General features: G+C 50.4%; 12 protein-coding genes, 2 rRNA genes, 3 pseudogenes and 1 riboswitch. Of the genes and pseudogenes, 3 read left to right on the top strand and 14 right to left on the bottom strand.

Annotation, left to right across the window (positions count from 1 at the left end; genetic code table 11):
- Positions 1-19: 19 nt before the first annotated feature.
- From P3339_RS06755 to P3339_RS06740, 4 genes and pseudogenes are all read right to left on the bottom strand, one after another.
- Positions 20-4,036 (bottom strand): translocation/assembly module TamB domain-containing protein, encoded by a 4,017-nt coding sequence (locus P3339_RS06755; protein WP_282952812.1) that lies wholly within the window; start codon positions 4,034-4,036, stop codon positions 20-22.
- Positions 4,036-5,835, bottom strand: coding sequence for an autotransporter assembly complex protein TamA (locus P3339_RS06750; RefSeq protein WP_282952811.1), 1,800 nt, complete (start codon positions 5,833-5,835; stop codon positions 4,036-4,038). Before P3339_RS06750 ends, P3339_RS06755 begins: the two co-directional genes overlap by 1 nt.
- 172 nt (positions 5,836-6,007) lie before the next feature.
- A complete protein-coding gene (locus P3339_RS06745) occupies positions 6,008-6,382 on the bottom strand; it encodes a hypothetical protein (RefSeq protein ID WP_020413575.1) in 375 nt (124 codons plus the stop codon).
- A 112-nt stretch (positions 6,383-6,494) separates the two neighbouring features.
- Positions 6,495-8,413: pseudogene (locus tag P3339_RS06740) on the bottom strand (acetoacetate--CoA ligase).
- Between the two features lie 217 nt (positions 8,414-8,630).
- Here P3339_RS06740 and P3339_RS06735 point away from each other — a divergent pair.
- Entirely contained in the window at positions 8,631-9,218 is a 588-nt protein-coding gene (locus tag P3339_RS06735; protein ID WP_282952810.1) for a LysR family transcriptional regulator, read from the top strand.
- Positions 9,215-9,511, top strand: a complete 297-nt coding sequence (locus P3339_RS06730) for a LysR substrate-binding domain-containing protein (protein ID WP_353056894.1) — start codon at positions 9,215-9,217, stop codon at positions 9,509-9,511. Before P3339_RS06735 ends, P3339_RS06730 begins: the two co-directional genes overlap by 4 nt.
- Before the next feature lie 38 nt (positions 9,512-9,549).
- Here the strand turns inward: P3339_RS06730 and P3339_RS06725 are convergent, their stop codons facing one another.
- The 6 genes and pseudogenes from P3339_RS06725 to thiC form a co-directional block, all read right to left on the bottom strand.
- Positions 9,550-10,023, bottom strand: coding sequence for a Dps family protein (locus tag P3339_RS06725; RefSeq protein WP_020413578.1), 474 nt, complete (start codon positions 10,021-10,023; stop codon positions 9,550-9,552).
- A gap of 342 nt (positions 10,024-10,365) precedes the next feature.
- On the bottom strand, positions 10,366-11,115 hold the full coding sequence (locus tag P3339_RS06720) for a HesA/MoeB/ThiF family protein (RefSeq protein ID WP_020413579.1): 750 nt from the start codon (positions 11,113-11,115) through the stop codon (positions 10,366-10,368).
- A complete protein-coding gene (thiE, locus tag P3339_RS06715) occupies positions 11,109-12,662 on the bottom strand; it encodes a thiamine phosphate synthase (protein ID WP_282952808.1) in 1,554 nt (517 codons plus the stop codon). Before thiE ends, P3339_RS06720 begins: the two co-directional genes overlap by 7 nt.
- A gap of 7 nt (positions 12,663-12,669) precedes the next feature.
- Positions 12,670-13,676 (bottom strand): annotated as a pseudogene (thiS, locus tag P3339_RS06710) (sulfur carrier protein ThiS).
- A complete protein-coding gene (gene thiO, locus P3339_RS06705) occupies positions 13,676-14,752 on the bottom strand; it encodes a glycine oxidase ThiO (protein ID WP_282952807.1) in 1,077 nt (358 codons plus the stop codon). Before thiO ends, thiS begins: the two are co-directional and overlap by 1 nt.
- Positions 14,753-14,863: 111 nt before the next feature.
- A pseudogene (gene thiC, locus P3339_RS06700) lies at positions 14,864-16,772 on the bottom strand (phosphomethylpyrimidine synthase ThiC).
- A gap of 85 nt (positions 16,773-16,857) precedes the next feature.
- Positions 16,858-16,956, bottom strand: a riboswitch (TPP riboswitch).
- Positions 16,957-17,263: 307 nt separating this feature from the next.
- Between thiC and P3339_RS06695 the strand changes: the two are divergent.
- A complete protein-coding gene (locus tag P3339_RS06695) occupies positions 17,264-18,151 on the top strand; it encodes an SGNH/GDSL hydrolase family protein (protein WP_282952806.1) in 888 nt (295 codons plus the stop codon).
- An 85-nt stretch (positions 18,152-18,236) separates the two neighbouring features.
- On the opposite strand, the gene P3339_RS06690 is transcribed toward P3339_RS06695, so the two are convergent.
- The 4 genes from P3339_RS06690 to P3339_RS06675 form a co-directional block, all read right to left on the bottom strand.
- Positions 18,237-19,793, bottom strand: coding sequence for a thioredoxin domain-containing protein (locus P3339_RS06690; RefSeq protein ID WP_020413587.1), 1,557 nt, complete (start codon positions 19,791-19,793; stop codon positions 18,237-18,239).
- Positions 19,794-20,210: 417 nt separating this feature from the next.
- On the bottom strand, positions 20,211-20,600 hold the full coding sequence (locus P3339_RS06685; RefSeq protein ID WP_282952805.1) for a hypothetical protein: 390 nt from the start codon (positions 20,598-20,600) through the stop codon (positions 20,211-20,213).
- Positions 20,601-20,877: 277 nt separating this feature from the next.
- Positions 20,878-20,993, bottom strand: a 5S ribosomal RNA gene (rrf, locus tag P3339_RS06680).
- A gap of 199 nt (positions 20,994-21,192) precedes the next feature.
- A 23S ribosomal RNA gene (locus P3339_RS06675) occupies positions 21,193-24,070 on the bottom strand.
- Between the last annotated feature and the right edge of the window lie 156 nt (positions 24,071-24,226).

Raw genomic sequence — 24,226 nt, 5'->3', positions numbered from 1 at the left:
GGTTGCAGGCGGCTATAAACTAATAATCCTTTTTCCACTGCAACTCTACACTGCCAGAACCACTATCTCCATCATCTGCGGTTTTGAACTCCAAGTTTAGGTTTTCACGCAATTCTATTTGCATTTCCGCCTGCCAGGGGCTCAGCGGATCGGTGCTGCGTTGCAACTCTACATAAATCCGATTGGTAATATATTTACCCAAACTAAGGGCATATTCTTCGCCCTCATCTCCTTCCTCCTGTTCAATATTAAGTGTATCGAGACGCAGCAATTCACGGGTTTTTGCTACCGGGTCGAGCACGGCACGACCGGTTTGTAGGCTACGCACCACGCTCACCAGACGTACGGCTTGTAGCGGTGAAATATCTGATAGAGACTTGCCAAATAGTAATTGCGCTAAAATTTCATCCTGAGAGGCTGAAGGATCTGAGCTGAAAGTAATATCCAGGTCAGTTGCAGAGCCTGAAATATTTGCTGTGATTTCACCATCGCGATAGCTATAAACACCCTCGACAAACACTGCCACTTCATTATTTTCGAAGCGAATCTCTCCCTCCTGAAGATTAAACTTCTTACCTAGCAGGTCAAAACTGCCGCGCACGATAGTCAGCTCACCTGAGGCTTCCGGTTTGGCCGCAGTTCCGTGAATATCCACTTGACCGCGCAACTGCGAGTTAAGTCCAAGTCCGCGCACATAGGACTGCTGATCCAGAATCACCTCGACTCCCAAACTGATCTTGCTAAGCAACAGCGGTGCACGCTCCACCTGTGGGCCATCCACCTGGACCTCCACTACTTGAATTTCCGGAACCGTGCTGCCAATCCACTGCTCAATCTGTACTGCCAATGGTCGCAGGGTAAAACGACCGGTGATTTGCGCATCCTCAGTCGAACCCGACAGGGTAGCTTCTCCAGAGATTGCACCGCGTACTCCCGGAGTATTCAGTAAGTGTGCCCTATTCAGATTTAAGCTTAAGCTCATCTGAGGCGGTGCCTGCTCGGGAAAAAACACGGCCCCTCCCAAACTAATCGTACCGCCATCAACAACTGTGGCACTGCCTCTTTCGACAAGCCACTCTCCCGGGATCAAGCGTGTATAAAAATCAATATTGGTAATACGGGTGTGGCTTGGGCGGTGCTCATAGCTTGCTCCACTCAGTTCTATCCCACCAACAAGGTGAGGCTCACCCAAAGTGCCGACACCATCCGCTGAGAAACTCAGCAAACCGCGCATTACATGTATCCTGGGGTCAATAAATTCAGCAACGACAGACAGATCTGCGGAACCACTGCTCACCAGCTGTAGAGGAATATCGCTCACAGACCCCGCTGAGCTATCAGAAAACAACCGTTCAAAAATGGGAGAAATCAATAACTTGGCACTGCTATCTATTGCACGGCGACCATCGTGCTCAGCCACGAGAGATACCTGCAATTCCCCACCTTCGGTATGCCATTCAAGCACTGTTGAGAGAGGCTGCACCTGCACACGCCCTTGCTCACGGCCGGGCGTATAACCACTGATTCGCAATTCCCCTTCAAGCTGTGGCTGACGTGGACTGCCAGTAATACTTGAGTACAAAACGACATCACCCTGCTCAGGTGTATTAAACGGTAACTCTCGTGAGAGATCTTCCAGTGAGGCCCTGCCCTGCAGCTGCAGATCCAGCCGCTGCTCGTTGAGACTACCGTGGGCCCACAACTGGTTGCGCCCCGCCCACAGAAATTCCAGCCCGTCCACAACCAGACTCTTATCCGCATAATCAAGCACTCCCTGCAACTGCCAGGGTTCATGGCGATAGCCACCCTGGGCCAGCACACTGGCGCGTACTTCAGGGTTGGTAAGTGCTCCCTTGATCTCGCCATCCAGGCTAAGCTCGCCTTCCAGGGTCTTGGGTAGCGGCAACCCTAACACCTCGAACAGGGGTAGCGGCAGGTTGCGCGCACTCACCCCCAGCTCAAGCCGACCCAGCTTTGGCTCAAGTGCTCCCTCAGCTTCAATCAGTGCAATTCCCTCGCGCCCCAGGCGCTGGGCTTCCTTTGCAAGTTCGGTGAGACGGCTCGCATTTTGCTCGGGCTGACTCGCCCCTTTTTGCATACTCGGGATAGTGGTCGGTGACTGGGGGCCGCGGAATTGCCCCATGTCGAAATGGTCTATGGATCCGTTGGCATATAACTCCACACGCAACCCTTGCAGATTAATCTTTTCGAGGTCGCCGCTGGCATCACCCTTCAGGTTGTATCGGTATTCGTGAACCAGGCCATCGGATTCCAGGCTAGTATTCAGGCGCGGATTGGACCAGGGACCTTCCACACCAACCTGCCCCTGCAGGCCCAAGCTAACACCCTTAGCTGAAGCGAGACCGAGATCTTCACTTGGGTTGAGATTGCGAATATCTACCTGCAGCTGCAAGTTCAGTGCTTCAGACTCAATATCTACAGTGCCACCGCCAAGGATATTTAACTTGTCCCCCACCAGGGAAAAATCCGTAATGGTTAGCCCCTTCAAGTTTCCATTGACTCGGGCTGTCAACTCATTCTGTAAATTTCGGTAAACCGATACAGCACTCAAATCTCCCTGCAAATCCGGGTTATCCCAAGGTCCCTGTGCGGTTAGCTGTAATTGGTGCAGAGTACCGGAAAAGTCATCAGGGATTTTCAGCTGCTCTGTTTGCGGGAGGGAAAATAGAAGGCGGCGAATCTCCTCAACTCCCAGCTCCTGCACGGCCGCACTCATATCCAGGGTTTTATTTTCAGTATCTATACTGCCCGCGGTACGCATCTGTGCCCCAGCAAATTCCAGCCGCAGGGACTCCAGGTGAATCATTCCCTGTATGGTATTTACCTCGCCTATCAGCTCCAGGGGCTGTTCCCGATAACTACTGTTCAGTTTTACCTGGCCAGAAATATCGGGCAGCGGTAATGTGCCGGAAACTGTTAAGCCAGCACTGAACCAACCGCTGTGCAAGACATTTTGCCAAGGGCGGGAAAGTGTAATAGGTAAGCGATTGAGATGAAGCTCTGCGCTGATATTGTCAGCGCTAATATTGCCAGACAAGGTGCTGCGTTTACCATCCACTTGTAGCCAGATGCCATCTGTATGCACCCGCCAGGGAAACAAATCAAAAAGCAAACTGCCTGTCAGCGCCAGTTTGTGCTGGGAAAAAGGTGTGGAAAGAGACTCAATATCAACCTGTATCTGTTTATCGCGACGGCGTAGGGAAATTTTTCCTCGCGCATCCAGCCCCTGCCCCTGAGGTAAATGCAACTGCCGCCCAACAAATCCCTGTGCTTTTTCACTGGCAGAGAAATCCAAAACAAATCGCCCGGGCTGACGCTCGCGCCCATCGGCAATAAACTGCAAATCACCACCACTTAATTCGCGAATTTCCAGCTGTAATTGGGTGGGCTGCCCCTCCCACCGGTAGAGGCTGTTGCCATACACAGAGATCGCAGGGATATCGGTTATCTTGCTGCTGATCAATTGCAATCGCTCAAGCCGTAGCTCCCCAAGGCGGAACCTAGGTACTAAGGTTTCCCAAGTGGTGGCTTCTCTATTACCAGCCTCTTCCTGTAAATCCTGAGCGGTTTTCTCTTCCGCTCGAGCCAGGGATTTCAGTAGTTCATCGAGTACATCAATATTAAATAGAAAGTCCTTGACTACAACTCGATCAATATTGACAGGATTACTGGAAAAACTTTGCAGCTCCAATTCCAGTTGATAACCCTCCGCCAGGGTATTGCTCTCAAAATCTACCCGAAGACGCTCAAAAAACCATGCGCCGAGGCGCTCACTGCCAATTCCCTCCGCCTCAATAGAGAGGCCGTCTATCACCTGCTCCGCCCCATAAAAAGCTGTACGAGTAAGACTGACCCGCCCCTGTTCAGTACCCAAGAAATAAATCAATGAAAGTACAATCAGTAAGCACAGGCCGGTTAGAAGCGATCCCCCAGCACCAAAGGATCGCCACAGTCCTCGCAGGAGAGCACCCAGCGCCCGGGCCAAACCTATTGCAAATGCGTTCAACCTGGCCATCAGAAAGCCTGCCCCAGGCTGATATAGACCTGGTAACGATCATCCACACCATCGCGGCGATCCAGGGGAAAGGCGAGATCGAAACGAATGGGGGCAAAAGAGGTGATATAGCGCACACCAAAACCTGTGCCCCAAAAAAGGTCTGAAAAGTTAGGGCTCGGATCTTCGTAGGCATTCCCGCCATCAAGGAATAAGACCCCACCCCAGGTATCCGTAAAACGAAAGCGCCCCTCAATAGAAATCTCACTGAGACCGCGTCCACCTATTGAGTCGGACAGGGTTTCCTCGCCGTCCTCATTAATTTCAACAATACGCGGCCCCAACTCCTGGTAGCCATATCCACGCACCGAACCGCCGCCCCCCGCATAAAAGCGCTCATCCGCAGGAAGTTCCAGGTTGGCCGCACCGGTAATAGCCCCCGCTTTAATACGCAAGGCCAGTGTCGGTTCGTAGCGCATAGACTCTGCCGTTTTATAAGCAGTCAGTTGCAGGATATTTTTTACAAAGGACGTACTGTTTTTGTTTAAGTCCAGATAGGGCTTAATTTCCAATGCGGTGGTAGCCCCACGACGAGCATCCAGTGGTTTATCTGTAGTATTCAGTTTAAAACCAAGGGGAAATGCCAGCAGATGGTAGTTCTCATCCGGGTCCCCATCCTCCACAGCACCATCCACTTTTTCATCCACACGGCTGAATTTGAGTTCAGCCCCCGCGCTAATAGTGCGGTGCTTGCTCAATTTTCGCGACACCAGCCCCTTGAGAGTCAATGCTTTGGAGCGATAAGAATCTACATCTTCACCGGTAAGGGCCACGCTCGCGGTAAAGCGCTGCTTGTCCCTAAAGAAGCGCGGTATGGTCAGTTTGCTCTCTATAGTCTGCTTGACTTTGTTTACCTTGCTTTCAACTTCCAACTTTTCACCGCGATGAAAAATATTGCGATGCTCCCAACTGGCGGACACACCGGGGCCCTCATCAGAGGTGTATCCCACCCCCAATGTAACTGTACGGTGGTTTCGTTCTTGCACAATAAATATGACATCCACCAAGCCGTTATAGGGTTCCGATACCTGATGAGTCACATTGGAAATTAAATTCGTGCGCAATAATCGCAACTGGGCTGCATCCAATTTGCTGCGGCTGAAACAGTCTCCAGGACTAATATTCAACTTGCTGCGCAAGTAGTCTACTTCAATTGATGTAGCGCCGAGAATTTGTACATCGCCCACCATTACCTCCGGGCTCGGCGCTACACGGTACACCAGGCGAGCAGCGGCCTCCTGGTGGATCACTGTAGCTTGGTAGGTAACATCGACATTGAGCAGACAGGCATTATTGTTGAGGTACGTGGTTATCTTCTGCACGCCTTCGAGTACCTCATCGGCCTGAAGCGGGTCGCCAACTGAGATAGGCAAGCCGGGAAAGCCCGCACGCAGTTCTACAGGCATTTCAATATCCAGACTTTTGATCAGGTACTGTGGGCCTGGTACAACCTGGTAAACAATTTCATTGCTCAGTACAGACTCTCGTACAGTAGCGTCATAGTACCCCTCCGAACGCAGCAATTTTGCGAGGTTGCCGCGTTCGTAGTGGACTACATCCTGTGGGTCTTCATAGCTCTCAAGGGCGCTGCTGTTCTTGCGAAGTTCATTGAGCTCTTTACTCAATTTTTCTTGCAGCTGGGAATCACCTTGTACATACAATGAAAAGCTAGGTAATTTGGAGAAAAAAGGGATAGCTATTGCCTGCTGCAGAGGCAGCAATGCAAAACCGATAAGCAGGGAGATAAAGAGAGTTCGCAAAATATTAATCCGTTGACCGCAGCGGCTACTCCGCGCACTTCCAGGTATCCATTCCCTTCACATACGATTTTGCCCCAGAACTGGTAATGTCCAGGTGAAGTTTGCCGGCGAAAAGCAAAGCAATTGATAGCTTCACATTGCATCAATCGCCGGCCAGGAATAAACAAGTAGCTTATGGCTGGGAGCTGAGATTGCCAAGTAACGGATTACAATCCTGAATTATCACTCGCCCTTCGAGAATATTTCCCTTGGAGTATTCAGTGAAAATACATTGATTGGTTTTGGGGTCGTAGTTCTCAATCCAGAGATTGTCCTCTTTCCAGGTGGCGCCAATATGTCGGTAACCATCGGGCACGGAAATACGCATCACCCCACCGAAGCGTTTTACAAAGACCTGTTCGTAGTGGAAGTAATACGCCAACCAACCCGCAAAGAAGAAAACTGCGGCCGCAATAGCGCCAATTTTCAAGCTGCCCATACGGCTGCCAACAAAAAGGGAGAGAATGACCAGGGCGATAACCGCCGCCCAATATAGATAAGTAACCATACCTGTTCTTCTGCCTTGAATTTATTGGTATTACTATATGGCAAGGGTAGCGCAGAACGCGGGTAAACAAAATGACGCCCGCCTACGTACCCTTCCCCCTTAATTAATAGCTTCAGTCCTCAGCCAGAGCCGGCAGGTTTTCGAACTGTGCCAGAGCCTCAGGGTTAGCAAGGGCTTCCTTATTCTTGACCAACTTGCCGTGCACCACATTACGCACTGCCAACTCGACAATTTTTCCGCTAATAGTACGCGGAATATCCGCCACCTGAATTACCTTGGCCGGTACATGACGCGGGGTAGTGTTAGCGCGAATAGTGGAGCGGATTTTCTGCACCAAATCCTCATCCAGTTCCACTCCCTCACGAAGCACAACAAAGAGCACCACGCGTACATCATCCCGCCACTGCTGGCCGATACAGATACTATCGAGCACTTCCTCCACCTTCTCCACCTGGCGGTAAATCTCGGCGGTGCCGATGCGTACGCCACCGGGATTCAGTACCGCATCGGAGCGACCATAAATAATCACCCCCCATGGGAGGTAATTTCCGCATAGTCACCGTGCGCCCAAACGCCCGGCCAGTTTTCAAAATATGCACTGTTATATTTTGTCCCATCGGGGTCATTCCAGAAGCCGATCGGCATACAGGGGAAGGATTTGGCGCACACCAGCTCCCCTTTCGCTGCAGTTACTGGTTTACCATCGTCATTCCAGACCTCCACAGCCATACCCAAGCCGCGGCACTGAAGTTCTCCCGCATAAACCGGCAAAGTCGGGTTACCCAGGGCGAAGCATGAAATAATATCGGTGCCGCCGGAAATAGAAGACAGGCACAAGTCTTTCTTTATGTCTCGGTAAACATAGCGGAAGCCTTCATGGGCCAGTGGCGAGCCGGTAGACAGCACCGCGCGCAGCTTCTCCAGTTTGTGGCTTTCCCGAGGCTTACAGCCGCTCTTCTCCAGGGCGGCAATATACTTGGCGCTGGTGCCGAATACGCTAATGCCTTCCTCATCTGCCATATCCCATAGGCCCCTGGCCTCTGGATAGAAGGGAGAGCCATCAAACAGCACCAGAGTTGCACCGCAAGCCAGGCCACTTACCAGCCAGTTCCACATCATCCAGCCGCAGGTGGTGAAGTAGAACAGGGAATCCTCACGACGCAAGTCGCAATGTAGGCGATGCTCCTTCAGATGTTGGAGTAAGGTACCACCCACCCCGTGCACTATGCACTTCGGCACTCCAGTAGTACCCGAAGAGTACATGATATACAGGGGGTGATCGAATGCGGTCTGGGCAAAGGTAAGCTCGCGCTTGGGCGCTGCAGCTTCAAACTCCGACAGTAACACCACTTTATCCAGCGGTTCTGCCGCTAGTACTTGAGCCGTTTCCTCTTGAGAGCGGGCGACAGGTACCACCACCAGCTTCTCAATAGAATCGATACGGGCCACTATCTCACGCAGGCGCGGCAGCGAGTCGATCACTTTGCCGTTATAGAGATAGCCCTCACAGGCAAATAGCACTTTCGGCTCCACTTGGCCGAAACGGTCAAACACGCCATTAATGCCAAAGTCCGGCGAACAGGAAGTCCAGATAGCACCGAGGCTAGTAGTTGCCAGCATGGCCACTACGGTATCGATCACATTTGGCATAAAGCCAGCCACACGATCCCCTTTGGACACGCCCTGATTGGCCAGGGCTGAAGCCAAGCGCTCTACCCGGTCATACAGCTGCGCGTAGCTGAGCTGGCGGCGGCTACCATTCTCCAGGCGTTCTACTAAAGCCGGCTTATCGTCGCGGTAGCGCAGCAGGTTCTCAGCAAAATTAAGTTGTGCACCGGGGAACCACTCAGCACCCGGCATACTGTCGCGGCCCAAGATCTCTTCTCCGCGCACACCAGCTTCTACTTCGCAGAAATCCCACAAATCGCTCCAGAAGTCCTCGCGCTCTTCAACAGACCACTGGTATAGCGCGTTGTAGTCTTCCAGCTGTAGCTGGTGTTTCTCATTAACCAGCCGGCGAAACTCATCCATTTGGGTTGAGGCTATGGCCTTTGGGCTCGGTTGCCAAAGGGGTTGTGCATTGTCCTTCATCTCAACAGACCTTGTAGGTTCATTATTCTCGGTGATTGTTTGACCTTCGCCAGGGCGAAAGCGGCAATCATGCCTTGCCCGACGACTTTAAACTATTTTAATCTTTCGATGGTTTCTTTAATAAAATTTAACATTCCCTGAAGTATCTGGAGCCCCAGTGAGCGCTACTATTAAACAACTTCGTGCCTTCGTTGTCGTAGCGCGCAGCCGCAGCTTGGCGCAGGCCAGTGCCCAGTTACACTCTTCCCAGCCGGCGCTCTCTATAGCCATCCGTAATCTGGAAGAAGCCACCGGAGGCCCCCTATTCAGTCGCGATGGTCGCCAACTGGTCTTGACCCCAGAAGGACGCGAGTTCCTGGTTCGTGCGGAACAACTGCTTAATAGCTGGGACCAATCACTGGATGCTATACAGCAGCGCTTCCGCCTGGAACGCGGCCAGCTACGGCTGGCGGTTATCCCCGCTTTTGCCTTAAACCGGGTACCCTCTCTATTGGCTGACTTCCACCAGAAGTTTCCCCAAATCAATATTGTGCTGGAAGATGTGGTTATGGAACGGGTTGTAGAGGCGGTGCAGGAGGGACGCGCGGAATTGGGTATCAGTTTTCGCCCGGATGAACTGGGCGGAATGGAGTTTGTGCCCTTTGAACGCGATCGTTTTATCGCAGTAGTGCCCAAAGAGCACATATTGGCGGAAAAAAGACAATACGCTGGCGCGACTTGGCCACTCACCCTTTTATATCGATGAACCGTGGATCAGCGGTAAGGCGCTGGACGGATACTGCCTTTAACCAGTGTGGGAAAGCCGCTCAATATGTTTGTGAAGCCAACCAACTAAGCACTATCGGGCAGCTGGTCAGGACAGGCTTGGGAGTCAGTGCCGTACCAAGTCTTTGTGAGGCACAAATGCGAGAGCATGGTTTAACCTGTCTGCCTCTCTCCGCTCCGGCGGTGACACAGGAAGTTGGCACGCTGCTCAAAAGCCGCGGCAACCTCTCTGCACCCGCCGGTGCTTTCCTGGAGTTACTCACCGAGCAGTAAGCACCGCAGGAACAGTAACTTGCCCAGAGGGCCAGCCACTACTTGCTGCTGGTGGCGCGCAGCATCCAGGCAGTTTTTTCATGGACACTCATACGATCGGATACCAGGGCAATAGTCGATTCATCCTCTCCCTTTTGCGCAGCTTTTAATACATCGCGGCAAGTTTTAATCACTTGCTCATGGCCCTTGGTGAGAATTTTCACCATATCCTCGGCTGCGGGAATTTCCACAACTTCTTTAATAGAGCTCAACTGCCCAAAAGCCTGGTAGGTGCCTGGCGCAGAAACCCCCAAGGTGCGAATCCGCTCGGCAATATCATCTACCGCGGTGGCCAGCTCGTTATACTGCTCTTCAAACATCAGGTGCAGTTCACGAAAAAATGGCCCGGTAACATTCCAATGGAAGTTGTGCGTTTGCAGGTACAGAGTGTAACTATCCGCCAGCAAGTGCTTGAGACCACCAGCGATCTTTTCCCTATCTTTTTCGCTAATACCAATATCGATTTTTTTCATTAAACAAATCCTTCTTCCAATACTTTTGTCACCGAAGTGGTTGTGATGCCATTCTGATAGCTTTAAAGATTTCTCACAAGCTATCGGGTTGATAGCTTATCTATATAGCCGAGCCAAGTTTATAAGACACTAAAAAGGCAAACATATTTATCCAGGCAACTAACTCGAAATATACCTTGAGTCTGGCGGAACCCTGCTCTAGAGCAACTGTAGGTCTAAAGTAAAAAGATAATTATTACGCCAAAAAAGGAGCAAAAATAAAGCATATTGGCTATGCATACGCTCATATTGCCAGCCCTGTATAAATCTACTGAAAGAAAAATTTAAGAGGAAACAAAGTTGCTAGGTATTACAAACCGGGCAATTACTATGGCTCGGCAGCTGCAAAGTTTGCAGAGCTAAGCTTTCCGTCTCGATTAAGTGCAATTTATTCAAGCTCGATACCGGCAACCCTACCAAGTACTTTATGGCCTCCAGAGCCTGCATACTGCCAACTACACCCAGCGCAGGACCGATCACACCTGCTGTAGAGCAGTTCTGGACTTCAGCCTGCTCCTGGGGCGGAAACAGGCAGGCATAACAGGGACCTTTTCCTTCAGAAAAATCAAAACTAATCAGCTGGCCGGAAAACCCCTGCACCGATGCCATTACCACCAGACATCCTGCCTGATAACAAACCCGGTTGATCGTATGGCGGATTTCCAGGTTATCGGTGCAGTCCAACACCAGATCCACCTGTTTTACCTGCTCACGCAGCCAGGATTCATTCGCCATTTGGCTGTGGGGGTGAATGCGAATAGTTGGATTGGCCGCAGCCAATTGTTGTGCAGCCACCATGGCTTTGGATTTTCCCTGGTGATTGGTTTTGTACAAAACCTGGCGCTGTAAATTGGAGAGATCGATATGATCACCATCCACCAAGTGCAGCTCTCCAATACCGGCTGCGGCCAGATACATCGCTGCCGGGCTGCCGAGCCCACCTAAGCCAACAATCAGAATTCGCGCAGAAGACAGCTTTTTCTGTCCCTCTTCACCCACCTGGGGCAACATTATCTGGCGACTGTAACGCTGTAATTCCTTACTACTTAACATGGCTCTACTTCCGCATGCTTACCTTTCAACAGGACATTAAAATCGGCAACCGCCTGCTTGTAGTCTTCCGCTTTAGTAACAGCGCTGACCACGGCGATACTGCCAACGCCGCTAGCGATAACCTCACTGGCCCGCTGCATATTAATACCACCAATTGCCACGAGTGGATAATCGGGCAATAGTGCTGCCATTCGCGCAAGTTTCTGCACGCCCTGCAACTGATCCGACATATCCTTGGTGTTGGTCGCATAAATTGCACCAATCGCCAGGTAGCTGGGGCGATAACGGTAGGCCAATAGTAATTCATAGAAGCCGTGGGTACTGATACCCAGCTTCAATCCTGCCGCTTGAATTGCCCTCAGATCAGCAGACTGCAAATCCTCCTGGCCCAAATGCACACCGTAGGCGCCGCACTCAATCGCCAACTGCCAGTAATCATTGATGAACAGGCGCAGGTTATACGTCCTGCCAATAGCCACTGCACGCTCAATCTGTGCGCGCAGGTCCCCACCCGGATTCTTTATTCGCAGCTGTAAAGTACGCACCCCCAGCTCGGCCAAGCGCTGCAACCACTCCACTGTATCCACAACCGGATATAAACCCAATGCTTGAGAGTCTGTTTGGGCAAACCCTTGAACAAGAGGCTGGGCCGCACCAAAACCATAATCCAGCGCACGCTCTTCTCCCGGCACTAAAATCTCCGGGAAGTCGATTAAATCCAGGGGCCAGCCACAGTGGCCTACAGGGCCGGCACCAGCGCCGATGTGTGTATTATTTCCCCGGCACAAGCCCCGCTGAACATAGGCTTTACCCACGACGCAGGCATCTCGCAACGGATAGCCCAAGGCGCGGCAGGCGGCAATAGCGGAGGACAGAGTGCAGCCTGTGCCATGTGTGCCTGTACTGGACACTTCCCGGCCAATAAACCAATCGGCCTTTTCACCATCCCACAGTAAGTCGGCAACTTCTCCCGCACGCAATTGCGTATGGCCGCCGGTAACTAAAATTGCGGTACCGCCGTGGGCGTGCAACTGACGCGCAGCTTGCACAATAGATTCCGCACCCGCGACACTGGCCCCGGTAAGCCATCCCAATTCATGTAAATTGGGAGTGACCAGATCACACTGTGGCATCAACTGAGCCAACACCGTTGCGGTAATATCCCCTTCGGTGAGCCCGGCTCCGTTGGTAGCAACAGCAACCGGGTCGTAAATAACCGGAACCGGCTGCACCGCTTTCAGCTGGCGCAGGAAATCTGCCACCGCAACAACTTGTTCAGCATTCGCTAGCAGACCGATTTTAATTGCGGCAGGAAATAGATCCCGCTGTAAGGCCCGCAATTGTGAAGCCAAGACCTCTAGGGAAACTGCATTAATTGCAGTGACTTCCACCGTATTCTGTGCGGTATTGGCCGTGATAGCACTGCAACCATGGCAGCCGAGGTCGGCAAAAGTCAGCAGGTCCGCCTGAATGCCGGCGCCACCGCCGGAGTCACTGCCGGCAATGGTCCAGACAATTGGCTTTTTCGATTGAAGTTGATCGCGCATAAAAATACTAATCCTGCAATATGCTCTCTGCCTGCTGCCAGAACGGCATATCCAGGGTGGGGGTGCTGGGGCTGGCGGTTTGACGCCTGAGCATCAAGCCGGCATTAAAGGCGGCGCGCCCGGATTCCACAGCCAGTTTAAAAGCATTAGCCATCAGTACCGGATCCTGGGCTTTTGCAATCGCGGTATTCAATAACACCGCATCAAAGCCCATCTCCAGTGCTTCTGCCGCCTGTGATGGCGCACCGATTCCGGCGTCAATAATGAGCGGTACATCACTCAGGCGCTCGCGCAGTGTTTGCAGGTTATATTTATTGAGCAGGCCCTGCCCGGTACCGATGGGAGCCCCCAGGGCATTAATACCTCGCAACCCACATCCAAAAGTTTTCGACACAACACCAGGTCATCTGTGCAATAAGGCAAAACCTTGAAGCCTAATTGAATTAACTCCCGCGCAGCTTCTACTAGGCCAAAGGGGTCTGGCTGCAAATTGTAATCATCACCAATCACTTCCAGCTTGAGCCAATCGGTTTGGAAAATTTCCTGGGACATTTTTGCCAGCTCCACCGCTTCTCGCGGCGATTTACAACCGGCGGTATTGGGCAACAGCTGACAGCCGGACTCGCGAATATAATCCCAAAATCTATTGTCCTGCTGCTGTGCCGGATTTTGCCGGCGCAGGGACAAAGTAATAATTTCCGAAGCTGAGGCTTGCACGGATTCGCGCATAATCGCAGGGGATGGATACAGGGCGGTGCCCACCAAAAGCCGGCTGTTAAATGCCTTTCCGTACAGTGTTAGTAGATCGCTCACCTTTACCCCCACTACCGGAGCAACAATATCCAGGCTATCGCCGTTATTTATCTGTGTATTGCTATATTCCATACGGGGAATAAATCCACCGTTGATCGCAACGGCAAATGTTTCTCCGCGATAGCCGAGCTGCTGTAAAAGCACAGAGAGTTTTAGCGGGGATTCAAGGCTCTGTGTTTCCCCATTAATTAATACCTGCATCAAACCACCTGTAACAGTTGTTGTGCCACTTGACTCGCCACTTGCTCCACTACTGCCGGCGCTAAAAGATAACCGTGACGGTAAAGGCCATTCACCCGAATCAGGCCATCCTCGCTGTGGATATAAGGCATATTATCCATAGTGGCGGGGCGACAATTTACGCGGGTCTCAACAATACGAGCCTCGGCAAAAGCCGGGTTGAGGGAGTAAAGCGCGGAAGACAATTCCATACTGGAGCGGACGGAAATGGGCGACTGGTCTTCGCTCTCAATTTCTGTGGCGCCGATTACAGTGCGTCCATCGCTGCGTGGTACAGCGTAGAGCTTATAGCGTGGGTGGAGCAGGCGCACTGGACGCTGCAAAACCACTTCCCGGGATTCCACCACCATCACCTCACCACGGACACCGCGTAAGCCTTCAATCTGCCCCTTGGCACCGAGACCACGGCAGTCGATCACGCAATCAAATTGTTCGCACTCCGAGTTCACAGAGATATACCCAGCTTCGCAATTTACCTTGCTATGCTCTCGCAGAGTGACAGCTCCTCGGTGCAATGCGCTGAGTAACGCAGGCAACAAGCGGTGATTATTGATATCCGCCTCACCTCGTAAGTAAAGCCCCTGTTCAAAGCCGTGTAAGGAGGGCTCTAATTTCGCTAAAGTATTGCTATCGAGTGCCTCCACCTGCTCCCTGGCAGATTCACCCAACTTGCCCTGCAACTCCCGCAGGAATTGCAACAGCTCACTTCTATCCTTGCCGTGAGCAACCAGTACTGAGCCCGCCCTGCGGTATTCCACGTCCTGCCCGCTCTGCTCCTTCAGCTGCCGGGCCCACTCAGGCCAAAGCTCAAGGCTTTTCAGCCCCAGGTTGTAAACCTGTTTATCGCTGTGCACCAATTCCGATAGTGGTGAGATCATTCCCGCTGCCGCCCAGCAGGCTCCCCCGACTGGTGCCGACAAATCACCCGCTTCAAACAGGGTGATATCCAGTTCCCGTTGGCAGAGCCGCCAGGCGAGCAAGCGACCTAACAGGCCGCCACCGGCAATAGCTACTTTGGCTTTGGTTTCGCTTGTCACAGACCACCTATCTTCGCAAATCCAAATCGACACCCGGCGATAAACTCTATGCACTCGCCGTACTTTTGCTATCCGATTCTTGGGGGAGAGGATTCTCCCCCAAAATACTCATCAGCCCTTGTGATAAATCTCGCTGCCCATGTCCTTAAATTTAATCGACATTTCCTCCATGCCCTGTGCCGCTTCCTGCTTGGCCGCATAATCGCGCACATCCTGGTGATTTTCATGGAGCAGAATTTTGGGCCGCACATGGAGCAGAAGTGAGCTACCTTGCCGGATTCCTTTGGCAAGGTTTCATCGTGATAGGTGCGTGCCCGCTCCGGGTCCAAGCCGAGATTGAACTGGTCTTCCCAACGGAATTCAAAGCGGGCTTTTGACAGGGCGTCATCGCGCTTCTGTGCCCGCGGATGCCCTTTGGCCAAGTCTGCGGCATGAGCCGCAATCTTATAGGCCATAAGGCCCTCTTTAACATCCTCTTTATTGGGTAGGCCCAGGTGCTCTTTCGGGGTCACATAGCAGAGCATGGCGCAGCCGTAGGTGCCGATAAGTGCAGCGCCGATGCCGGAAGTAATGTGGTCGTAGCCGGGAGCAATATCCGTGGTCAACGGACCTAGAGTGTAGAAAGGTGCGCCGTGGCAGTGCTTTAGCTGCTCATCCATATTTTCTTTGATCTTATGGATAGCCACATGGCCGGGGCCTTCGATCATGGTCTGAACATCGTGCTTCCAGGCAATTTCAGTCAGCTCGCCAAGCGTGTGCAGCTCGCCAAACTGGGCTTCATCGTTAGCATCCGCAATTGAGCCCGGGCGCAGGCCATCACCGAGACTAAAGCTCACATCGTAAGCCTTCATAATCTCGCAGATTTCCTCGAAGTGGGTGTAGAGGAAATTCTCTTTGTGATGGGCGAGGCACCACTTGGCCATGATGGAACCACCGCGAGAAACAATCCCGGTCATACGTTTGGCAGTGAGCGGCACATAGCGCAAAAGCACGCCAGCATGAATAGTGAAGTAATCCACCCCCTGCTCTGCCTGCTCAATCAAGGTATCGCGGAACACATCCCAGTTAAGATCTTCAGCAATTCCGTTTACTTTCTCCAGCGCCTGGTAAATCGGCACGGTACCGATGGGCACTGGCGAGTTGCGCAGAATCCACTCGCGGGTTTCGTGGATATTGGCACCGGTGGACAGATCCATCACCGTGTCCGCGCCCCACTTGGTAGACCAAACCAGTTTCTCCACTTCCTCTTCAATGGAAGAAGTCACAGCAGAATTACCAATATTTGCATTCACCTTGCACAGGAAGTTGCGCCCGATAATCATCGGCTCCACTTCCGGGTGATTAATATTCGCCGGGATAATTGCCCGCCCCTCTGCAACTTCCCGGCGCACAAATTCCGGCGTGATTTGCTCGGGGATGTAAATACCATCACGTGCCTTCTGGTATTCACTTTCACTCATTTCCGCTGCCAACTTGGCTCGCCCCATATTTTCGCGCACTGCGATAAATTCCATCTCTGGGGTAATAATGCCGCGGCGGGCATAGTGCATCTGAGATACATTCTGTCCCGGTTTGGCCCGGCGAGGGCTGGGAAGGTTTTCAAAGCGGATATGATCCAGCCCCTGGTTCGCCATACGCTTCTGGCTGTAGGCCGCTTGGCGAGAGTCCAGCAGTTCAGTATCTCTGCGGGCCTCTATCCAGCCCTGGCGCAATTTGGGCAACCCTTCCCGTACGTCCACTTTAAAATTGGGCTCGGAATAGGGGCCCGAAGTGTCGTAAATGGTTAGGGGCTCATTGGGTTCAAACACCGGATTCTCTGCATCCCCCCTACCAAACTATCTCCCAAACAGATCTGGCGGGCACCAACCTGAATGTCGGGAGTTTCACCGGGCAAATACACCTTGCTCGAGTTGGGGAAAGATTGAACCGTGAGATTTTCAAGAAATTCTTTAGCGGAATCGCGACTGGCAGCGCGGGAGGACTTTCCGGCTTTACCGGATTGTTCAATGATCTCAGACATGCGTAACCTTAAAACTTGGAAATTTAAAGGTCGCAGCATCCAGGGCACATACAAAGAGAAAAGACGCCAAACTGTAACAAAACAGGCGACTTCAGATCTTGTTCCCTACGCGGGGGTTACCCCGATCAGGTTCAACGGATCTCGCAACAGCGATCTCAGCCCACAGGCACTCCGACAAGTAGAGCGCAGTATAGTGGAAGCTAACAGATATGAACAGAAGGTCACCCGGGCGGATAAATATCATCGCATAGATCTTTAATAGAAGTGGCCTTGCAGAAAGAAATGTTACAGACGACAAAACCCCAACCCACTTCAACTTATTAAACTCTGACTAATTAGTCGGAAGCATTCACTTCTCTCCCTTTTCCACTCCGACCTACACTCCACTGGTTCACCGATGCAGTACCAAAAAAATAATTATCTACGACGAAAGTCGGTGTGGGAGAAAACACAATGTGGAATAAATATGGAGTAGTAATAACCCTGGCTTTGTGCGTTTTGTCGATACAGCCAGCAATGGCAGCCCCTCCAAGTCGGTCGCCGCGGGTGACAGTATTACCATGGCATTCGGAGCGGACTGTACCCGCAATAAGTATTTCTGGGATCTTTTCTGTCTCCTTGGTGGAGACCAACCAGAGCACTCCTGGTTTGATGGTGATGACAATTCAGTTGAAAGTATTCATGACAAGTATAAAGTTAATTCACCAAATATGGCCGCTAATAAAAATGCGGCGGAATCTGGAGCGGAAATGCTCAGTGGTGGAGACAATTTCTCTACTCAAGCCGACCGGATTCTTTCGCAGAATAATGTAGCTGACCACGTAGAAGTAGTTTTAGGCGGTAATGATATCTGTAACCGCGAGTGTGTAGATCCGGCGAATTGTGATGATCCACTTTACACTGATAGTGAATGGCGCTCTGCAATTCGCGCGGGGTTAGACAAACTGGTCGAAGGCCTGCCCAATGGCTCTACTATTCTTCTCGGTTCGGTACCCCGTGTACAAGACCTGCGCGCAGCAGGGTTGGAAAAGCAAGCCGGAAACTCTCGGGTAGACTGTGAAAGTGTCTGGTCTACCTTTGGTATCTGCCGAATTGCTACCAATGGCGGTACTATGAATGGAGAGGATTTTACCACTCGCTACAACGGTATTAGCGCAGCCCAACGTCGATATAACGAAATACTTGCCGAGGAGGCAGAAAGCTATAATGGCACCAATGGCGTTGAAGTAATAGCCGAGTACACTGGTGAAGGTGAGGTAAATGCCGGTACTTTCCAATTTGGTAAGGACGATATTGATGGCGGTGACTGCTTCCATCCCAGTGTCCAAGGCCAGAATATAGTGGCTGATCTTTTGTGGCAAGGCAATACAGATAAGTAATTAAGTTCAAATTTTACTGCTCGGTGGATATAGAGCCTGTTGCTTTTTTAGATTGTTGTTACAACAGGCTCATTTCTTATTTCTGTTATTCTTTCTCGCTATCCGGCTCTTCTTCAAAGTATCCTAACTCTTCAACAACGTACTGTAATCGATGTGGCAATCCCTTACGCATGAATGCCACATCAATTATCTTTCCGCTGGTCAGCGCATCCCATAGGGCATTTTGACCACTATGAACCCAGCTATCATTAACCCTCAGCAATACATCATTTTCCTGAAAGCCTAATGCAGTAAAGAATTCATTATCAGCAACGCCTTCCAGTCGCATCAGGTGATACCCTTCGACTTCCAGTTCTGCCTCTGTAAACTTAGACTCCAGGATTTCACGCTCCTCCAATTGTCTACTCAACCATTCCTGCCCCAGGGTAAGCACTCCAGATGGAGAGATTAGCTGACGGGTTCCAGGTCCCATCGGTTGTTCAATACGACGCTTAAGTTTCTCACTATGTATATATGACTGGGTCAATAAAATATCAGTGCCCTCTTCACCTTCAAGGGGAAGTTTCGCCAATCCCTCATTGCTCTCAATGACGGCAAACTTGGAATAGAGCCGCAGCAGCGAGACTCCCTCTAAAAGCGCTTGTCCCAAAGTGAAATATTGAGCCGTTGCCCCATTCACTTCAATTAATGCTTTTGATCTATTTTTGACACTCGACTCGCTAATCCCAAGCAGTCGAAGCGGCAATTTAGTTAAGGGTAAATTTCGCTCATTGATATTATTGCTATCTTTCTGGACAGCTTCATCTTTTGGGTTTATTCCCAAAGAATACAATTCCTTTTCAATCCAGAAAGAATACTGTTCAAAAGTGCGAGGTCCCTTTAGGTATAAGCCGTTGATAAAAACTACGGGTACATTTTTTAGTCCAAGAGCAATGGCTAGTTTTTGGTCTTCAAGCACCTGAGATCTATATAGCCCGTCAGCTCTACAACGATCAAACTGTGAACTATCCATTTGAAGCTGTTTAGCCAAGCGTACGTATTCGTTTTTATTAACGCTTGGAGCCAGAGTATATAATGCATCATGGTACTCCCAAAACTTGCTTTGCTCTGCTGCACAACGTGTTACAGCTGCAGCCATTACACCCTCTCTATGAAACTTCAAAGGAAAATCGAAATTAACCTGCCTTATCCATTCCTGATACTCAACCATTAAGCGCCTAAACACAGGCTGAGTGGATTTACAATGTGGCGACTGAAAAGAGCAAAATACTGCGATGGTGACAGGCGCCCGGGGATTTCCTCGAATATTTCGTGCACTATAAGTCAGCTCGATACGAGGCGGCTGTGGAAAAGGTAATAATATCTCGATATCAGCTCTACCCTCCCCCGTACTACCTATTAATTCATGAAGCTTATTTAATCGTAACTCGTATTGCATTTCAGCTATATCATATAGAGCAAATTGAAGCTCGCTATCCAGTGCCTCAATGCTAATTTCATGCTTACCTACCCGAGCTGCAATCTCTCGATGCTTCGTTTTTTCATAACCTAAAGGAAAATCAGAAAACTTTGAATAACCACTAAAAATAGTGAAAGTGGTCAAAGCTCCCAAGACTACATAAAGAAACTTAAGCTTCCACATGGTTTATATCCTCATGGTGTTTTATCTATGTTACCAGGGAAGATATTTTCTAGCCTTACTTGGTAGAATTTCTAAGAAATAATTTATAGAAGTGGGAACTAAGCTTACCTTTTGGCACCGCATTCAGCAGAAATTTAACATCCCATATTTACGATGCAATGGTCTTTAATAGTCAATACTGTTAGAATTAAAGTGAAGGAACGCTATAATCGATACTTTGCATATCGACTTTATATATAAATATAAAGTAATGAATGACATCTAGTGAAAATTGAAAATATAAGAGATAAATCTTATAAATTCAAAACAACAGCCCCTAAAAGCCATTTAGTGAAAGTAAAATCGTCCTGACAGAATAATGCTCTTTTAATATAACTTTTAAAAGAGCACCTGATTCACTATCTGATTTAAATCGAATTAGTTTTTATTGTTTGTAGCAGTATCTTTTTCCTTATAGGTGGTTCCCACCATCGAAATACAGTTTGGGCAGCCAGAATACCCCTTACCATAGGATGTTCCCCCTCCTGTTCCGAGTTGCTGGTGCTCTATAACAATCACATGCCCCCCTAACTGTGCCGCTTGATTCTTCAAATCAGTTCGGCATTGCTTTATATTAGTGATTGCTGATCGTGCATTAAATCCAAAGTTACAAGCAACCTCACCAACTTCATAATATTTATCAAGATCAGAAATAGATATCTGTTGCACAATTTGTATATCTCTTCCTGCATCTGTTAATTCCACAGTTGCACAAGAAGATAGCAGCATAATTAAAGCAGTTATTAAAAATCTCACCCTACCTGGCATAAAGCCCCCTTGACCCTATTTATTATTTTCAAAAGGATTATTACTTCATAGCGACTGAAATAGTCAGTTACAGCCCACATGTTACTTATTGTATTCCAGTTAAGTATTATCTTTTAGTGAAGCTAATCAAGTAATTTGAAGCCTAAAAATAGATAAACACAACCCAAATCCGGACTTTACGGCCTTTCGCAGAGCACGGAATCATAATTTAGGGCTTTATTTGTTTTTTTACACATAAAAAAAGGGCCACCCAATGGGTGGCCCTTTCGGATTAGAAGCCTGACGATGACCTACTCTCACATGGGGAAGCCCCACACTACCATCGGCGATGTTGCGTTTCACTTCTGAGTTCGGCAAGGGATCAGGTGGTTCCACAACTCTATTGTCGTCAGGCAAACTGGCTTGGGTTGGCGCTGGTCTTATAAGCAATTTGCTTGGCCTGCCGCGTTATCGCTGTTTGCCTCGGTCTGTCGACCGGCGATAACCCCAAATAAGTCGGTAAAACAATCTGTAGTAATACACCGCAAGCGATTGTATGTCTCTAACTCACAATCCGCTAGCTTAGCTAGTCGTTAGTAACCATCTCTGTTGTATGGTCAAGCCGCACGGGCAATTAGTACTGGTTAGCTCAACGCCTCACAACGCTTCCACACCCAGCCTATCAACGTGGTAGTCTTCCACGGCCCTTTAGGGGAATCAAGTTCCCAGGGAGATCTTATCTTGAAGGAGGCTTCCCGCTTAGATGCTTTCAGCGGTTATCCCGTCCGAACATAGCTACCCGGCAATGCCACTGGCGTGACAACCGGAACACCAGAGGTTCGTTCACTCCGGTCCTCTCGTACTAGGAGCAACTCTTCTCAAATCTCCAACGCCCACGGCAGATAGGGACCGAACTGTCTCACGACGTTCTAAACCCAGCTCGCGTACCACTTTAAATGGCGAACAGCCATACCCTTGGGACCGGCTTCAGCCCCAGGATGTGATGAGCCGACATCGAGGTGCCAAACACCGCCGTCGATGTGAACTCTTGGGCGGTATCAGCCTGTTATCCCCGGAGTACCTTTTATCCGTTGAGCGACGACCCTTCCATACAGAATCGCCGGATCACTATGACCTACTTTCGTACCTGCTCGACATGTCTGTCTCGCAGTCAAGCGCACTTATACCATTATGCTCATTGCATGATTTCCGACCATGCTGAGTGCACCTTCGTACTCCTCCGTTACTCTTTGGGAGGAGACCGCCCCAGTCAAACTACCCACCATACACTGTCCTCGATCCGGATAACGGACCAGAGTTAGAACCTCAAACATACCAGGGTGGTATTTCAAGGACGGCTCCACAACAACTAGCGTCGCTGCTTCAAAGCCTCCCACCTATCCTACACAAATAGGCTCAAAGTTCAGTGCAAAGCTGTAGTAAAGGTTCACGGGGTCTTTCCGTCTAGCCGCGGGTACACTGCATCTTAACAGCGATTTCAATTTCACTGAGTCTCTGGTGGAGACAGCGTGGCCATCGTTACGCCATTCGTGCAGGTCGGAACTTACCCGACAAGGAATTTCGCTACCTTAGGACCGTTATAGTTACGGCCGCCGTTTACCGGGGCTTCGATCAAGAGCTTCGCCGAAGCTAACCCCATCAATTAACCTTCCGGCACCGGGCAGGCGTCACACCCTATACGTCCACTTACGTGTTTGCAGAGTGCTATGTTTTTAATAAACAGTCGCAGCCACCTGGTCACTTCGACCGGCCTCAGCTTAGGGAGCAAGTCCCATCACCAAAACCGGCGTACCTTCTCCCGAAGTTACGGTACCATTTTGCCTAGTTCCTTCACCAGAGTTCTCTCAAGCGCCTTGGTATTCTCTACCTGACCACCTGTGTCGGTTTAGAGTACGGTTCACTATTGCCTGAAGCTTAGAAGTTTTTCCTGGAAGCAGGGCATCAACCACTTCGTCTCTAAAAGAGACTCGTCATCAGTTCTCAGCCTTAGGGACCCGGATTTGCCTAAGTCCCCAGCCTACAACCTTAAACATGGACAACCAATCGCCATGCTGGCCTAGCCTTCTCCGTCACTCCATCGCAGCAATAGCGAGTACAGGAATATTAACCTGTTTTCCATCGACTACGGCTTTCGCCCTCGCCTTAGGGGCCGACTAACCCTGTCCCGATTAGCGTTGGACAGGAACCCTTGGTCTTCCGGCGGGGAGGTTTTTCACCTCCCTTATCGTTACTCATGTCAGCATTCGCACTTGTGATACCTCCAGCAGACCTCCCGATCCACCTTCAACGGCTTACACAACGCTCCTCTACCATGCCCGAAGGCATCCGCAGCTTCGGTTACCAATTTAGCCCCGGTATATCTTCCGCGCAGGCCGACTCGACTAGTGAGCTATTACGCTTTCTTTAAAGGATGGCTGCTTCTAAGCCAACCTCCTAGCTGTCTGGGCCTTCCCACATCGTTTCCCACTTAATTGGTATTTGGGACCTTAGCTGGCGGTCTGGGTTGTTTCCCTTTCCACGACGGACGTTAGCACCCGCCGTGTGTCTCCCGCGATTGCACTCCTCGGTATTCGGAGTTTGCATGGGGTTGGTAAGTCGGGATGACCCCCTAGCCCAAACAGTGCTCTACCCCCGAGGGTGAGACGCGAGGCGCTACCTAAATAGCTTTCGAGGAGAACCAGCTATCTCCCGGCTTGATTAGCCTTTCACTCCGATCCACAGGTCATCCCCTAATTTTTCAACATTAGTGGGTTCGGTCCTCCAGTTGATGTTACTCAACCTTCAACCTGCCCATGGATAGATCGCCGGGTTTCGGGTCTATTGCCTGCAACTAAACGCCCTATTAAGACTCGATTTCTCTACGGCTCCCCTAAGCGGTTAACCTTGCTACAGACAATAAGTCGCTGACCCATTATACAAAAGGTACGCAGTCACCCCGAAGGGCTCCTACTGCTTGTACGTATACGGTTTCAGGTTCTATTTCACTCCCCTCTCCGGGGTTCTTTTCGCCTTTCCCTCACGGTACTGGTTCACTATCGGTCAGCTGGGAGTATTTAGCCTTGGAGGATGGTCCCCCCATATTCAGTCAAGATAACACGTGTCCCGACCTACTCGATTTCACTCTAAATGCCTTTTCGTGTACGGGGCTATCACCCTGTATCGCGGTACTTTCCAGAACCTTCCACTAAAACATAAAGAGCTTAAGGGCTAATCCCCGTTCGCTCGCCGCTACTAAGGGAATCTCGGTTGATTTCTTTTCCTCCGGGTACTTAGATGTTTCAGTTCCCCGGGTTCGCCTCCATAACCTATGAATTCAGTTATGGATACTCCTAAAAGGAGTGGGTTTCCCCATTCGGACATTCTAGGATCAAAGCTTGTGTGCCAGCTCCCCTAGACTTTTCGCAGGCTCCTACGTCCTTCATCGCCTCCAGCTGCCAAGGCATCCACCGTATACGCTTAGTCGCTTGACCATACAACACAAACGACTACTAACGACTTTAACATCCAGACTCAACAATAAATCATTGGCCCGGACGCCGGATTGTGTGCTTGAGAGACACACAATATTGATGTTGAGTATTGTTAGTACTCAACCTCGCCTTGCAGTGTATTACTACAAATTATTT

Origin of the sequence: Microbulbifer sp. MLAF003 (assembly GCF_030012965.1) — a bacterium.
Lineage (GTDB): Bacteria > Pseudomonadota > Gammaproteobacteria > Pseudomonadales > Cellvibrionaceae > Microbulbifer > Microbulbifer variabilis.
The sequence above is the reverse complement of the archived record's forward strand: the minus strand, read 5'-3'. Positions and strand labels throughout refer to the sequence as shown.

Excerpts from the sequence above, each read along its gene's own strand:
- P3339_RS06755 (WP_282952812.1), bottom strand. The coding sequence starts at position 4,036 with ATGGCCAGGTTGAACGCATTTGCAATAGGTTTGGCCCGGGCGCTGGGT.
- P3339_RS06745 (WP_020413575.1), bottom strand. The coding sequence starts at position 6,382 with ATGGTTACTTATCTATATTGGGCGGCGGTTATCGCCCTGGTCATTCTC.
- P3339_RS06730 (WP_353056894.1), top strand. The coding sequence starts at position 9,215 with ATGAACCGTGGATCAGCGGTAAGGCGCTGGACGGATACTGCCTTTAAC.
- P3339_RS06725 (WP_020413578.1), bottom strand. The coding sequence starts at position 10,023 with ATGAAAAAAATCGATATTGGTATTAGCGAAAAAGATAGGGAAAAGATC.
- P3339_RS06720 (WP_020413579.1), bottom strand. The coding sequence starts at position 11,115 with ATGTTAAGTAGTAAGGAATTACAGCGTTACAGTCGCCAGATAATGTTG.
- thiE (WP_282952808.1), bottom strand. The coding sequence starts at position 12,662 with ATGCGCGATCAACTTCAATCGAAAAAGCCAATTGTCTGGACCATTGCC.
- P3339_RS06690 (WP_020413587.1), bottom strand. The coding sequence starts at position 19,793 with ATGTGGAAGCTTAAGTTTCTTTATGTAGTCTTGGGAGCTTTGACCACT.
- P3339_RS06685 (WP_282952805.1), bottom strand. The coding sequence starts at position 20,600 with ATGCCAGGTAGGGTGAGATTTTTAATAACTGCTTTAATTATGCTGCTA.